The following is a 13691-nucleotide window of genomic DNA, read 5'->3' on the forward strand; positions in this document are numbered from 1 at the left end:
ATTCCTTCTCTGGAGTATTCATTTAAAGAGGGGGAATTTTAATTGAATTTTGTAATTGATAAATTGGAGGGTTTACATGTAGAATTTTCAAAGCTTGTTTCCATGATGAATTACGCTCGCTATACAACAATGCAAGCAGTGGAAAGTTTAACAATTGAAGAACTTGATTATTTATATGATAAGGAAGCAAATTCAATTGGCATGTTATTGTATCATATGGCTGCTATTGAATTTTACTACCAGATTCATACTTTTGAAGACCGTGAACCAACGGAGGCTGAATTAGAACGCTGGTTACCTGGCATTGAATTAGGCGATCTTGGGCGTGAGAAAATAAAAGGAAACGCTATAGAATTTTACATAAATACATTACAAGAAGTACGTTCCAAAACAATCGAGACTTTTCAATCGTTACCTGATGAATGGTTATTTAAAACGACAGACTTTTGGTATGACAAACCAGCAAATAACTATTTTAAGTGGTTTCACGTTTTTGAAGATGAAATTAATCATCGTGGACAAATTCGTTTAATTAAAAAGATGCAAAAAACTCATGCAGTAAAATGAGGAAATGCCGCCGAATAAGGTGGCATTTTCTTTTATTCATTAACGAATAGCTTTTCGTTTACTATTTTAGTGACTACCACTACCAACATTAAAATGCATATTAAATATAGCATTTTCGCAATAAACAACCACCCTTGAAACATTACAATTCCATCTATTATCTCATTTCCTTTCCATAACAAAAACGGAATTGTGCTGATTATAATGACAAATTCGATGCTGAAAACCATTTTCTTTTTTCGACTATATGCTTTCCATTCATTCCAGCGATACATAGGAGCAAAAATCAATACTCCTATACATAATATAACTGGTACCCATTCACTGTTAAGAAATTGTCCTGAAATAATTGATAATAGTAAACAAACTAGCACACCATAATATCCTATTTTTTCTCTCATTCGTACTCCCCCATTCTACTTCTCCTTTAATATGTAACTTGCTATACTTATAACAATTCTTAGAAAAATAACAACTATAATTACAAGATAAAGACCGTTTGCAGAAGACATCCATTCTTGAAAAATAGACATTTTCTCCATTTGTTTCTGACCCTCTATTAAAATAACCCCTGCGAACAATGAGCAAACAACGATGATACCTATCATAATTCCGATACTTTTTACTGTATTGTTTCATACCATCCCAGTTATATAAAAGTATAAATACAAACCCGAAAACAGGTATAATACTTATCCATTCATTGTTTGTAAATAGCTTTAAAATGATTAATAGACTACAAGATATGATAAATCCCAAAAATCCAATTTTTTTGTGCATAAGCCCTCCTCGAATTCCATTTTTAGGATTAATTGTATTGTAACATCCATTTTTTATCCTTACCATTTCAGTACATGAAATTTTACCTTTTTTTCTGTTTCTTATACTCACATACTTTCCCTACTTTCATACAATAAACTACACGATTGCCTAAGGATGTGAATGTTATGGGCGTTGAATTAACGCTATTACACGCTCTCTATGTTATTTGTTTACTCACTATTATTACCTTTTTTATTCTCCGGAAAGATACTACAATTATTTGTATCGTTTTTATCTTTTTATTAGCATTAACTGCTACAAGTTCTATCCCTCTTGCCGTTAGCGGCATTTTTCAAAGTTTTATTTACGCCATTACTGAGCTATTACCAACTATATTAATCATTTCTATTATTGTATCCATGAGCAATTTACTCGTTCATACCGGTATAAATGATACAATGATTTCACCATTTACAAAGATGATCCGTACCCCTACCCTCGCCTACTGGATTATTGGCCTTTTGATGATGACAATTTCTTTCTTCTTTTGGCCTTCTCCCGCTGTCGCCTTAATGGGAGCTATTTTATTACCGGTTGCTGTACGCGTCGGTCTCCCCCCAATTGGAGTAGCAATTGCTATGAACTTATTCGGTCATGGGATTGCTTTATCCGGCGACTTCGTTATACAAGGCGCACCAAAATTAACCGCAGACGCTGCTGGTCTCCCTGTTTCCAGCGTCGTATCTGCAAGTGTTCCACTCGTTATCGTTATGGGCGTTGTGACAACTTCCGTCGCTTTTTTCTTCTTACGAAAAGAGTTTCATACAGGCTTAGCTATACAAGAATCTATTCTATCAACTGAGTCTTCTAAAACGCTCACTTCATTATCTCCTCGCACAAAGAAATGGCTCGCTATTGGTATCCCTATCGTATATATCATTGATATCCTTTGCATGATTCAATTTCAACTACAAGGAAGCGACGCAACTGCACTTATCGGCGGAACAACTGTTATTATGATTATCATCATTTCTCTCATCGCCTACAAAGGTAATGGACTGAATAAAACGACCGATTATTTCATAGAAGGGCTCCAATTTGGCTTTAAAATTTTCGGACCAGTTATTCCTATCGCTGCACTCTTTTATTTAGGAGATAGTGGCTTTGTGAAAATTATCGGAGACTATTTACCGAAAGGTTCACACGGAATCATTAACGACTTAGGCATCGCTTTATCTCAAACTGTTCCTTTAAATCAATATGTATCGGCAGGGACATTAACCATCGTGGGTGTCATTACCGGCTTAGATGGATCAGGTTTTTCAGGTATATCACTTGCTGGTTCCATTGCCAATCTTTTTGGAACAGCACTTGGCCATGGCACAGCTACATTAACAGCACTCGGGCAAATTGCAGCTATATGGACCGGGGGCGGGACGTTAATTCCTTGGGCACTTATTCCTGCTGCTGCGATTTGTAAAGTCGATCCATTTGAACTTGCACGCCGAAACTTTTTACCGGTTGTTATCGGTTTAATTGTCACCACAATCGTTGCGATGTTTATCCTATAACGTAAGCAAGTGTTCTCTTGCTTACGTTTTTTGCTTGTAAAATTCATCATGAATTGTCAGTTTTCAAGAGGGATTCGTTATTACTTAGCGAAATTATATTAGGAGAGTAATTATTTCAAAACGTTTACGAGAAACAGATTACTGCAATTAGAAAAGGGGACATACCTATGAATGAATTGATTTTCGTCTTATTAATTTGTCCATTATTTATCTTTATCGTATCTGTTATTGGAACACGCAAAACGAAAACGTATTACGTAATGCCGATTGTAACGTTTGCTAGTTTTTTAATAATAGGTGTTATCGCCTTTACTCCAAAATTTTTCTTTTGGGTTGGCATGTACAGCATCTTCTCGTTTATCGTTTCTTATATGACGCTATTGTTTGTGAAAGGATATGAGGTTGCTGAAAACGCTAAATAGTTGTTAACAAGGAGACAGCAATATGATTTTCTTTGATATTGATGGAACTTTACTTGATTATGAGGCTGCTGAAAGAAATGGTATTATAGATTTTTTTCAAATATATAATACTATTTTTTCAGGCAATGAATTAGAGGCAACGAAAGTCTGGCATGAATTATCAGAAGAATATTTCAAAAAATTTTTATCCAGGGAATTATCTTTTCAAGAACAACAAGTAATGCGAATGTATCATTTATTTAAAACATATGGAGTAAACCTATCACCCAAAGAATCTCAGCATAGATTCAATCAATATATAGAACTATATAAGAACAACTGGACCGCGTTTGAAGATGTACACTATACATTACAGAACTTGCAGCAAGGCGGTCACTCATTAGGTATCATTAGTAATGGTGACTATGAACAACAAGTCGAAAAATTAACTGCCCTAAACATTTTAAAACATTTCAAATATATATTTACTTCTAGTGAACTTGGTATATCGAAACCAGATCCTGAAATTTTTCACAGAACCGTATTACAATCGAACCTTGAAATGAAAGATTGCTATTATATTGGCGATCGATTAGAGACTGATGCGATTAGTAGTACAGCAGCTGGGATGCAAGGGATATGGTTAAATCGAGATAACTCACAACTCAAGTACGATATTCCTACTATCTGTTCTTTACATGAAGTTTTAACAATAATATAAAAAACGACCGCGTTCCCCCGCGGTCGTTTTTTTCATGTTACGCTGTGATCCAAGCTTCGTTAGCTGGATTTTTACGCCACTCTTGTAATTTTTTCGTTTCAGCTTGTCCGATCATACCTTTTTCTGCTGCAACTTCAGTTAATGCACTGTAATCACTTAAAGAATATGATGCTACGTTAGCTGCTTCTAGCTTTTCTTTTCCTGCTTCTAGCTCGTATGTGAAGATTGATACGATTCCTAATACTTCACAGCCAGCTTCGCGAAGTGCTTCTACACATGTAATTGCACTTCCGCCAGTTGAAATTAAGTCTTCTACTACTACAACTTTTTGACCTTTTTCAGCTTTTCCTTCAATTTGATTCCCTTTACCGTGGCCTTTTGCTTTACTACGTACGTAGCACATTGGTAAATCCATACGATCGCTTACCCATGCAGCGTGCGCAATACCAGCAGTTGCTGTTCCTGCAATAACTTCTACAGTTGGGAAGTGCTCTTTAATTAACTCTTCTAATCCAGCTGCAATCGCTTGACGTACTTTTGGATAAGATAAAGTTAAACGGTTATCACAATAAATTGGTGATTTCATACCTGAAGACCATGTGAATGGATCATTCGGTTGTAAAAATACTGCTCCAATTTCTAATAAATGCGATGCGATTTCTTTTTTCATACTGTTACACCTTCCCACTGTTGTTTTACTGTTTTATACGCTTCAAGCGGATTTTCTGCTTTTGTAATACTACGTCCAACTACGATGTAGCTTGAGCCAAGTTCCCTCGCACGTTTCGGTGTTGCTACGCGCACCTGGTCATTTACATCATCGCTTGCAAGACGAATCCCCGGTGTTACTGTTACAAATTCATTTCCGCATACTTCACGTAATTTTGGAACTTCAAGCGTTGAGCAAACAACGCCATCAAGTCCACTTTCTTTCGTTAGTTTTGCATAATGAGCAACCGCTTCTTCTAACGTCTTCTCAATGCCGATCTCTTTTTTCATCATAGCTTCCGAAGTGCTTGTTAGTTGTGTAACTGCAATGCAAATCGGTCTCTCTTTTCCTTCTTGCTTACCTTCCTCTAATCCCTCAATCGCAGCTTTCATCATGCTGCTTCCCCCAGCAGCATGAACATTTACCATATCAACATCTAGACTAGCTAGGCTACGCATAGCGCTTTTTACTGTATTCGGAATATCATGAAGTTTTAAATCTAGAAAAATCTTATGTCCTTTTTCTTTTAAGTACGTAATAATTGCAGGGCCTTCTTTGTAAAATAACTCCATACCAACTTTGACAAATAACTCTTCCCCTTCAAAGTGGCGCAAGAATTGTTCTACATCTTGTTTCCCTGGAAAATCTAGTGCAACGATTAACGACTGTGACATGTTTGCTTCCAGCTCCTTCCTTGACATTCCGAAATGTGATCAAATCCTAATTCATCTAGTAATGCTGGTAACTCTTCAATAATTGTCGGACATACGAACGGATCGATAAAGTTCGCTGTACCTACTGCAACTGCGCTTGCGCCAGCGTAGAAGAATTCAATTACATCTTCCGCTGTTTCAATACCACCCATTCCGATAATTGGAATGTTAACCGCTTGGCTTACTTCATGTACCATACGAATTGCTACTGGCTTAATCGCAGGACCTGATAATCCGCCTGTACGGTTTGCTAAAATTGGTTTAGCTGTTTTTAAATCTAAACGCATACCAAGCAATGTATTAATCATCGTTAAACCATCTGCACCTGCATTTTCAATCGCTTTTGCAATTTCCACTATGTTTGCCACGTTCGGTGACAACTTCACGTATACAGGTACTTCAGAAACCTCTTTTACTCGCTTCGTTAAATCAGCAGCAATTTCAGGATTTGTACCAAAGGCGATACCACCTGTTTTTACGTTCGGACAAGAAATATTTAATTCTAGTGCATGGACATTAGGCGCTTTAGAAATTTCCTTTGCAACCGCTACGTAATCCTCAGCTTGTGAGCCTGCAACGTTCGCAATGATTGGAAGGTCAAATTGTTCTAACCATGGTAATTCAGAATTCATTACTTTTTCTAACCCTGGGTTTTGAAGTCCGATCGCATTTAACATGCCGCCCGGTGTTTCAGCAACACGAGGTGTTGGATTTCCATAGCGTGGTTGTTCTGTCGTCGCTTTAATCATGATTGATCCTAGTACACTTAAATCGTAAAACTGTGCATATTCACGACCAAATCCAAAGCATCCAGATGCCGGTATAATTGGATTTTTTAATGATAATCCTGGTAATTCAACTTGCAATCTGTTCATAGTACAACCTCCCCGATTGGAAATACTGGTCCGTCGCTACACACCTTCTTGTAAGAATGTCCACTTGGATCTTCTTGTAAGTGGCATACACATGCGAAACAAGCTCCAATACCGCAGCCCATACGTTCTTCTAATGAAATATAGGCTTTTTTCTCTTTGTAACGTCCTTCTAATGCACGAAGCATCGCTAACGGACCACATGAATAAAGAATATCAAAGTCAATTCCGTAATTATCAATTACATCTGTGACAAATCCTTTTGTACCGTGTGTACCATCTACTGTCGCAACGTACGTATCACCAAGTTCTGCAAATTTTTCTTCATAGAAAACTACATCTTTCGTTTGAAAACCTAAGATGTGAATTACACGTACACCTTTTGCAACGAGGCGCTGTGATAGTTCATAAAGTGGTGGTACACCAATCCCCCCGCCTACTAGTAAAGCTGTTTGACCAGCTTCTGCTTCTTCTACAGGAAAACCGTGTCCTAGTGGTCCTAGTACGTCTACCATTTCACCTTGTTTTCTAGTTGCTAATGTTTTTGTCCCTTGTCCTTCCGCACGATATAGCATTGTAAATTCGTTCTTCTCTTGATCTACATTACAAATACTAATCGGGCGGCGCAGAAGGGGCGCAATGCCCTCTGCTACCTTAATGTGTACAAACTGCCCTGGTTCGTTCATTTGCTGTACTAAAGTTCCTTGAAGCACTAACTCGTAAATGTTTTTTGCGATTTCTTTTTGATTAACGACGATCATATTTTGCTTTTGCATCATGCATGTACCACCTCGTGACGCTTTGTTTGCGTAATTTCTTTCATTGAATGAGCTGAGAATGTCATAGATTCTAATACTCGTAAGATTGCTCTTGTTGTATCAAGTGATGTTAAGCAAGCCACACCATTTTCTACTGATTCACGGCGAATGCGGAAACCATCACGCGCTGGTTGTTTACCCTTTGTTAATGTGTTAATTACAAACTGTGCTTTTCCTTGACGGATAATATCTAGTAAGTTGTAGTCTTCAGAATCAATTTTGTTTACAACTTGTACTGGGATATTTTGCTCTTCTAATGATTGTGCTGTTCCAGCTGTTGCTAATAAGTTATAGCCGATTTCGTGGAAACGTTTTGCAATTTCCATCGCCTCTTCTTTATCTTTATCCGCTACAGTAATGATTACTGATCCGTGCGTTGGGATGTTAATTCCTGAAGCAACTAATCCTTTATATAATGCTTTTTCAAGCGTTAAGTCTTTACCCATTACTTCCCCTGTTGATTTCATTTCAGGTCCTAATGTTGTATCAACTGAACGTAGTTTCGCGAATGAGAATACCGGAGCTTTTACATATACTTCTTTCTCTTCTGGGTGATAGCCCGTTCCGTATCCTTGCTCTACTAGGTCTTGCCCTAAAATAACTTTCGTTGCAACATTCGCCATCGGTACGCCTGTAATTTTACTTAAGAACGGTACTGTACGGCTTGCACGTGGGTTTACTTCAATTACGTACACTTGATCTTTGAATACTACAAACTGGATATTTAGTAATCCAACAATGTTTAATCCTTTTCCAAGTGCAATTGTATGTTCAATGATTTGTTCTTTTAGTTTTTCAGATAAACTTTGTGGTGGATATACTCCAATTGAGTCACCAGAGTGAACTCCAGCGCGTTCAATATGTTCCATAATACCTGGAATGAATACATTCTCACCATCTGAAATTGCATCTACTTCAATTTCTTTACCAACCATGTAACGGTCGATTAATACTGGGTGATCTGCATGAACTTTAACTGCATTTTTCATGTAGTGCAGCAGTTCTTCTTGACGATATACGATTTCCATCGCACGTCCACCTAGTACGTAAGATGGTCTTACTAATACTGGATAACCAATTTCTTCTGCGATTGCTACCGCTTGTTCTACAGTCGTTGCTGTTTTACCAACTGGTTGCGGGATACCAAGTTTTGTTAAAGCAGCTTCAAATTTATCACGATCTTCTGCACGGTCTAAGTCTTCAAGTGATGTTCCTAAGATTTTCACACCGTGAGCCTCTAATTTCGCCGCTAAGTTAATTGCCGTTTGTCCACCGAACTGAACAATAACGCCTTCTGGTTTTTCTAAATCAATGATGTGCATTACATCTTCGATTGTTAATGGTTCAAAGTATAATTTGTCAGAAATACTGAAGTCTGTTGAAACTGTTTCTGGATTGTTATTAACAATGATTGCCTCATATCCAGCTTCTTTAATTGCCCATACAGAGTGAACTGTTGCATAGTCAAACTCAACCCCTTGACCGATACGGATTGGACCAGACCCTAGTACAACAACACTCTTACGATCTGTTATCACCGATTCATTCTCATCACCATATGTGCTGTAGTAGTATGGTGTTGCAGATTCAAACTCTGCCGCACAAGTATCTACCATTTTATAAACAGGAGTTATATTGCTTTCTTTACGCATATCGTAAATTTCACGCTCCGTTTTGTTCCAAGCAGCTGCAATGTAGTGATCACTGAAGCCCATTTCTTTCGCAGCTTGTAGTACTTCCATATTTCCTACATTCGCTTTTACTTCGCGTTCCATATTTACGATGTTTTCAATTTTTTGTAAGAAGAAGAAGTCCATTTCACACCATTCGTTGATTTCTTCTTTCGTTACACCTTGACGAATTGCTTCTGCTACAATAAACAGTCGCTCATCGTCTGCTTTAATAATGCGTTTTTTCATTGTTTCTTTATCAAGTTCTTTTAAGTGGTCTAATTCTAAGTGATAAATGCCAAGCTCTAAAGAACGAACCGCTTTTAATAATGATTGCTCTAAGTTACGTCCGATTGACATAACTTCACCAGTTGCCTTCATTTGTGTACCAAGTGTTCTGTTTGCTGATTCAAACTTATCAAATGGCCAGCGTGGAATTTTTGAAACAACATAGTCTAATGCTGGCTCGAAGCAAGCGTAAGTTTTTTGTGTTACTGGGTTTATGATTTCATCTAATGTTAAGCCGACTGCAATTTTCGCTGCTAATTTTGCAATTGGATATCCAGTCGCTTTAGATGCTAGTGCAGATGAACGACTTACACGTGGGTTTACTTCGATTACATAGTATTGGAAGCTATGTGGATCTAGTGCAAGCTGAACGTTACATCCACCTTCAATTCCTAATGCACGAATAATTCGTAATGAAGTGTTTCGTAACATTTGATATTCACGGTCGCTTAATGTTTGGCTTGGTGCTACTACGATAGAATCACCTGTGTGAACCCCAACTGGATCGATGTTTTCCATGTTACATACTACAATCGCGTTATCATTCGAATCACGCATTACTTCATATTCAATTTCCTTACAACCAGCAATGCTCTTTTCTAATAAACATTGTGTTACTGGACTATGTTTTAATCCACCGGATACGATTTCAATTAGTTCTTCTTCATTACTACAAATTCCGCCACCTGTTCCTCCCATTGTAAATGCTGGGCGAACAATAACTGGATAACCAATTTCTTTTACAAATTCATGTGCTTCTTCCAGCGTATGAATGATCGTACTAGATGGAATTGGTTCATTTAAATCCTGCATTAATGTACGGAATAAATCGCGATCCTCCGCTTGCTCGATAGCTGATAATTTCGTTCCTAAAATTTCAACTCCGCATTCTTCAAGTATGCCTGATTTCGCAAGTTCAACAGCCATATTTAACCCTGTTTGACCACCTAATGTTGGTAAGATTGCATCTGGACGTTCTTTACGAATAATACGGCTTACGAATTCTAATGTTAATGGTTCGATATATACTTTATCTGCTGTTGCAGTATCTGTCATAATTGTTGCTGGGTTAGAGTTAACAAGGATTACTTTGTAACCTTCTTCTCTTAGAGATTGACAAGCTTGTGTACCAGAGTAGTCAAACTCCGCTGCTTGCCCAATTACAATTGGTCCTGATCCGATTACTAAAATTGTGTTAATGTCTAGGCGTTTTGGCATAACTCTTCCCCTTCTTTCTTGAAGTTTTCAATCATTGCTAAGAAATCTTCGAATAAATCATTTGCATCTTCAGGTCCTGCTGAAGCTTCTGGATGGTATTGTACTGTAAATGCTGGGAACTTCTTATGACGAAGACCTTCTACTGTTCCATCATTTAAAGCAACATGTGTAATTTCAAGCTCTGTATTTTCAACTGATTCTTCTTCTACTGCGTAACCATGGTTTTGAGATGTAATTGCTACTTTTCCAGTTGCAAGATTTTTTACTGGATGGTTTAAACCACGGTGACCGAATTTCAACTTACTTGTATTTGCACCAGATGCTAGAGCGAACAATTGATGTCCTAGGCAAATTCCGAATAAAGGAACTTTACCGATAATGTCTTTTAACATTTCAATTGCTTCTGGTACATCTTTTGGATCCCCAGGTCCGTTACTTAACATAATTCCATCTGGGCTAAGGCGTAAAATTTCTTCTGCTGTTGTGTTGTAAGGAACTACAATTACATCACAGTCACGCTTATTTAATTCTCGTAAAATACCATGTTTCATTCCGAAGTCTACAAGTACAACTCGGTGTCCGCGTCCTGGACTTGGGTATGGATCTTTCGTTGATACGCGTTTCACGTGATCTGTAAATACTGTCGCTTTTAATTGGCTCACGATGTATTCTACATCTGCATCCATGTTACAAAGGCGTCCGCGTAATGTACCGTATTGACGAATTTTTCTCGTTAATTTTCTCGTATCAATTCCTGCTAATCCCGGGATGTTTCTTTCTTTTAAGTAATCATTTAACGAAATTTCATTACGGAAGTTTGATGGATGATCACAAATTTCGTTTACGATTAAACCATTTACAGATGGGTGAATCGATTCGAAATCGTCACGGTTAATGCCGTAGTTTCCGATTAATGGGTACGTGAATGTTACGATTTGACCGCAATATGATGGATCAGATAATGTTTCTTGATATCCAGTCATTCCTGTTGTAAATACAACCTCACCTGACTTTTCGATTTCTCCTCCGAAACCTTTTCCAATTAATACTGTTCCATCTTCTAAGATAAGTTGTCTTTTCATACTAATGCACTCTCCTTTTGCCATGCGATCTTACCACCAACGATTGTCATTACCGGCCATCCTTGGCATTTCCAACCTGCGAATGGTGTATTTTTTCCTTTTGATAAGAATGTTGTTGGATCAATCTCTTCTTCTTGTTCTAAATCAATGATTGTAATATCAGCTGTTCTACCTTCTTTCAGGCGACCTGCTTCTAAGCCGAATGTATCAGCTGGCTTTTCTGTTAAATATTGAATTAATTGTTCTAGCGTAATAACTCCTTTTTTCACAAGGTTTGTGTATAGAAGCGGGAATGCTGTTTCAAAACCAGTAATTCCGAATGGTGCTCTTTCAATTCCTTGTGCTTTCTCTTCCGCTGTATGCGGTGCATGGTCAGTTGCGATCATATCGATCGTTCCATCTAATAAACCTTCAATTAATGCTGCATGGTCTTCTTTTCCACGAAGCGGTGGGTTCATTTTAAAATTAGGATCAGCTGATGGGATATCATCTTCACATAACACTAGGTGATGTGGTGTTACTTCTGCTGTTACTTTAATTCCAGCGCGTTTCGCATCACGGATTACACGTACTGAACCTTTCGTACTTACGTGACATACGTGATAGTGACAATCTGCTGCTTCCGCAAGCAATATATCCCTTGCAATATGTACAGATTCACATACTGATGGGATACCGTTTAATCCGTGTTTCTCAGAAAACTTCCCTTCATGTACACAACCTTTATTAATAAGCGTATTCTCTTCACAGTGCGCAACTACTGCCATATCTAATTTTGCTGCACGTTTCATAGCCGCTAACATCATGCTCGCATCTTGTACGCCTACGCCGTCATCTGTGAAAGCAAATGCTCCAAGTTCTTTTAATGTTTCGAAATCTGTCATTTCAGAACCAGCTTGACGTACTGTAATTGCTCCGTATGGTAGTACGTTGACATGTGCTTTTTCTTTAATACGATTTTGCAAGTCTTCCATATGTTCTCTGCAATCTGGTACTGGACGTGTATTTGGCATTGCACAAATTGTAGTGAATCCACCTTTTGCCGCTGCTAGTGTACCTGTTTCAATTGTTTCTTTATGTTCACCACCTGGTTCACGAAGATGTACGTGTACATCTACTAATCCAGGTGCGATTAACTTTCCGTTCACATCGATTACTTCAGCATTATCTGCCGTAATATTTTCTGCTACCTTAGCGATTTTACCGTCTTGTACGAGAAGATCTGTTGCTACAATTTTTCCTTCTTCATTCATATAACGACCATTTTTAAACAAGTAATTCATGTTTCATTCCTCCTAATACATTTGGTAAGGCGCGTTTTAGTACAGCCATTCTTACGTAAACTCCATTTTCCATTTGTTTAAATATGCGTGAACGCTCACACTCAACAAGTTCACTTGCAATTTCAACATCACGGTTTACGGGAGCTGGATGCATAATAATGCTTCCTTCTTTCATACGCTTTTCTCTTTCTACTGTTAATCCGTGTTTCTCATGATATTCTTTCATAATGTCTGTTTCATAATGATCATGACGCTCATGTTGTACACGGAGTAACATCATTACATCCACTTCTGGAACAAGTTCATCTAATGGTTTGTATGTTCCAAATGTGTTGTCTTCACCTTTCCACTCTTCTGGACTTGCAAAGTAAATTGTTGCACCAAGCTTCGTTAATGCTTCTGCATTAGAACGTGCTACTCGGCTATGACGAACATCTCCTACTATTGCAATCTTCAAACCTTCAAATCTTCCAAACTCTTGTTTAATTGTAAGAAGGTCGAGTAGGCACTGCGTTGGGTGGTTTCCACATCCATCTCCAGCGTTTAAGATCGGGATATTCACCTGATCTTTTAGTTCATCGAAGTAGCGATCTTGCTCATGGCGGATGACCACTGCTTTTGTTCCGATTGATTCTAGTGTTCTTATCGTATCGTATAAAGTTTCTCCTTTTTGTACGCTAGATGCATCAGCTGAAAAGTTTAAAACATCTAGTCCTAATCTCTTCTCAGCAACTTCAAAGCTAAATCTCGTTCTCGTACTATTCTCAAAGAACAAGTTTGCAACAAAAGTTTGCTCTGTCGTTTTGCTCTCTTTTCCATTCGCAAAATCTTCTGCGTCTTTTAGGATTTCTGAAATTTCTACTTCCGATAATTCACTCATCGTTAACAAATGGCTCATCGTCATCCCTCATCTTTCTGATTTTTATGTTACCACTTTTGTATTTTTATAACAACCTTAGCATAAAAATACCCTAGTCGTGTAAGACTAGGGTGCAAGGAAGAAGCCACCCTTTTCC

General features: G+C 38.0%; 13 protein-coding genes and 1 pseudogene. 4 read left to right on the top strand and 10 right to left on the bottom strand.

Translation table 11 applies throughout. The features are described 5' to 3' along the window. Nucleotides 1–42 precede the first annotated feature (42 nt). Nucleotides 43–567 carry a DinB family protein gene (locus CQ064_RS20385; protein WP_001012058.1) on the top strand — a complete coding sequence of 175 codons (525 nt, stop codon included), beginning with the start codon at nucleotides 43–45 and terminating at the stop codon, nucleotides 565–567. 32 nt (nucleotides 568–599) lie between these two features. Here CQ064_RS20385 and CQ064_RS20390 read toward each other — a convergent pair whose 3' ends face one another. After that, nucleotides 600–968: a YoqO family protein gene (locus tag CQ064_RS20390; protein WP_001208250.1), complete on the bottom strand. Its 369-nt coding sequence runs from the start codon at nucleotides 966–968 to the stop codon at nucleotides 600–602. Between the two features lie 15 nt (nucleotides 969–983). After that, a pseudogene (locus CQ064_RS20395) lies at nucleotides 984–1347 on the bottom strand (YoqO family protein). Nucleotides 1348–1514: 167 nt separating this feature from the next. Between CQ064_RS20395 and CQ064_RS20400 the strand changes: the two are divergent. From CQ064_RS20400 to CQ064_RS20410, 3 genes are all read left to right on the top strand, one after another. Continuing rightward, nucleotides 1515–2900: a hypothetical protein gene (locus CQ064_RS20400; RefSeq protein ID WP_000537907.1), complete on the top strand. Its 1386-nt coding sequence runs from the start codon at nucleotides 1515–1517 to the stop codon at nucleotides 2898–2900. Nucleotides 2901–3067: 167 nt separating this feature from the next. Further along, nucleotides 3068–3322, top strand: coding sequence for a YbeF family protein (locus tag CQ064_RS20405; RefSeq protein ID WP_001003915.1), 255 nt, complete (start codon nucleotides 3068–3070; stop codon nucleotides 3320–3322). Nucleotides 3323–3344: 22 nt separating this feature from the next. Continuing rightward, the gene (locus CQ064_RS20410; protein WP_000575793.1) at nucleotides 3345–4022 is read left to right on the top strand and encodes an HAD family hydrolase; all 678 of its coding nucleotides are present in this window, start codon (nucleotides 3345–3347) and stop codon (nucleotides 4020–4022) included. Nucleotides 4023–4059: 37 nt separating this feature from the next. On the opposite strand, the gene pyrE is transcribed toward CQ064_RS20410, so the two are convergent. The 8 genes from pyrE to pyrB are packed head-to-tail and all read right to left on the bottom strand — an operon-like array spanning nucleotide 4060 to nucleotide 13573. After that, nucleotides 4060–4692 carry an orotate phosphoribosyltransferase gene (pyrE, locus tag CQ064_RS20415; RefSeq protein WP_000711449.1) on the bottom strand — a complete coding sequence of 211 codons (633 nt, stop codon included), beginning with the start codon at nucleotides 4690–4692 and terminating at the stop codon, nucleotides 4060–4062. Continuing rightward, nucleotides 4689–5405 carry an orotidine-5'-phosphate decarboxylase gene (gene pyrF, locus CQ064_RS20420; protein WP_000083496.1) on the bottom strand — a complete coding sequence of 239 codons (717 nt, stop codon included), beginning with the start codon at nucleotides 5403–5405 and terminating at the stop codon, nucleotides 4689–4691. Before pyrF ends, pyrE begins: the two co-directional genes overlap by 4 nt. Further along, complete coding sequence (pyrD, locus tag CQ064_RS20425; protein ID WP_001081057.1) at nucleotides 5390–6319, bottom strand: dihydroorotate oxidase B catalytic subunit; 930 nt, start codon at nucleotides 6317–6319, stop codon at nucleotides 5390–5392. The genes pyrF and pyrD overlap by 16 nt, the downstream gene beginning before the upstream one ends. After that, a complete protein-coding gene (pyrK, locus tag CQ064_RS20430; RefSeq protein WP_000983359.1) occupies nucleotides 6316–7095 on the bottom strand; it encodes a dihydroorotate oxidase B electron transfer subunit in 780 nt (259 codons plus the stop codon). Before pyrK ends, pyrD begins: the two co-directional genes overlap by 4 nt. After that, entirely contained in the window at nucleotides 7092–10310 is a 3219-nt protein-coding gene (gene carB / locus CQ064_RS20435; RefSeq protein WP_001126128.1) for a carbamoyl-phosphate synthase large subunit, read from the bottom strand. The genes pyrK and carB overlap by 4 nt, the downstream gene beginning before the upstream one ends. Continuing rightward, complete coding sequence (locus CQ064_RS20440; protein WP_000828670.1) at nucleotides 10295–11392, bottom strand: carbamoyl phosphate synthase small subunit; 1098 nt, start codon at nucleotides 11390–11392, stop codon at nucleotides 10295–10297. The genes carB and CQ064_RS20440 overlap by 16 nt, the downstream gene beginning before the upstream one ends. Then, nucleotides 11389–12675 (bottom strand): dihydroorotase, encoded by a 1287-nt coding sequence (pyrC, locus tag CQ064_RS20445; RefSeq protein WP_001108371.1) that lies wholly within the window; start codon nucleotides 12673–12675, stop codon nucleotides 11389–11391. The genes CQ064_RS20440 and pyrC overlap by 4 nt, the downstream gene beginning before the upstream one ends. After that, nucleotides 12659–13573 (bottom strand): aspartate carbamoyltransferase, encoded by a 915-nt coding sequence (gene pyrB / locus CQ064_RS20450; protein WP_000018860.1) that lies wholly within the window; start codon nucleotides 13571–13573, stop codon nucleotides 12659–12661. Before pyrB ends, pyrC begins: the two co-directional genes overlap by 17 nt. Between the last annotated feature and the right edge of the window lie 118 nt (nucleotides 13574–13691).

This window comes from Bacillus sp. MYb78, assembly GCF_002975115.1.
Classification (GTDB): Bacteria; Bacillota; Bacilli; order Bacillales; family Bacillaceae_G; genus Bacillus_A; species Bacillus_A cereus.

Coding starts and splice junctions, on each gene's coding strand:
- CQ064_RS20390 (WP_001208250.1), bottom strand. CDS start 968: ATGAGAGAAAAAATAGGATATTATGGTGTGCTAGTTTGTTTACTATTA.
- CQ064_RS20400 (WP_000537907.1), top strand. CDS start 1,515: ATGGGCGTTGAATTAACGCTATTACACGCTCTCTATGTTATTTGTTTA.
- CQ064_RS20405 (WP_001003915.1), top strand. CDS start 3,068: ATGAATGAATTGATTTTCGTCTTATTAATTTGTCCATTATTTATCTTT.
- CQ064_RS20410 (WP_000575793.1), top strand. CDS start 3,345: ATGATTTTCTTTGATATTGATGGAACTTTACTTGATTATGAGGCTGCT.
- pyrE (WP_000711449.1), bottom strand. CDS start 4,692: ATGAAAAAAGAAATCGCATCGCATTTATTAGAAATTGGAGCAGTATTT.
- pyrF (WP_000083496.1), bottom strand. CDS start 5,405: ATGTCACAGTCGTTAATCGTTGCACTAGATTTTCCAGGGAAACAAGAT.
- pyrD (WP_001081057.1), bottom strand. CDS start 6,319: ATGAACAGATTGCAAGTTGAATTACCAGGATTATCATTAAAAAATCCA.
- pyrK (WP_000983359.1), bottom strand. CDS start 7,095: ATGATGCAAAAGCAAAATATGATCGTCGTTAATCAAAAAGAAATCGCA.
- carB (WP_001126128.1), bottom strand. CDS start 10,310: ATGCCAAAACGCCTAGACATTAACACAATTTTAGTAATCGGATCAGGA.
- CQ064_RS20440 (WP_000828670.1), bottom strand. CDS start 11,392: ATGAAAAGACAACTTATCTTAGAAGATGGAACAGTATTAATTGGAAAA.
- pyrC (WP_001108371.1), bottom strand. CDS start 12,675: ATGAATTACTTGTTTAAAAATGGTCGTTATATGAATGAAGAAGGAAAA.
- pyrB (WP_000018860.1), bottom strand. CDS start 13,573: ATGAGCCATTTGTTAACGATGAGTGAATTATCGGAAGTAGAAATTTCA.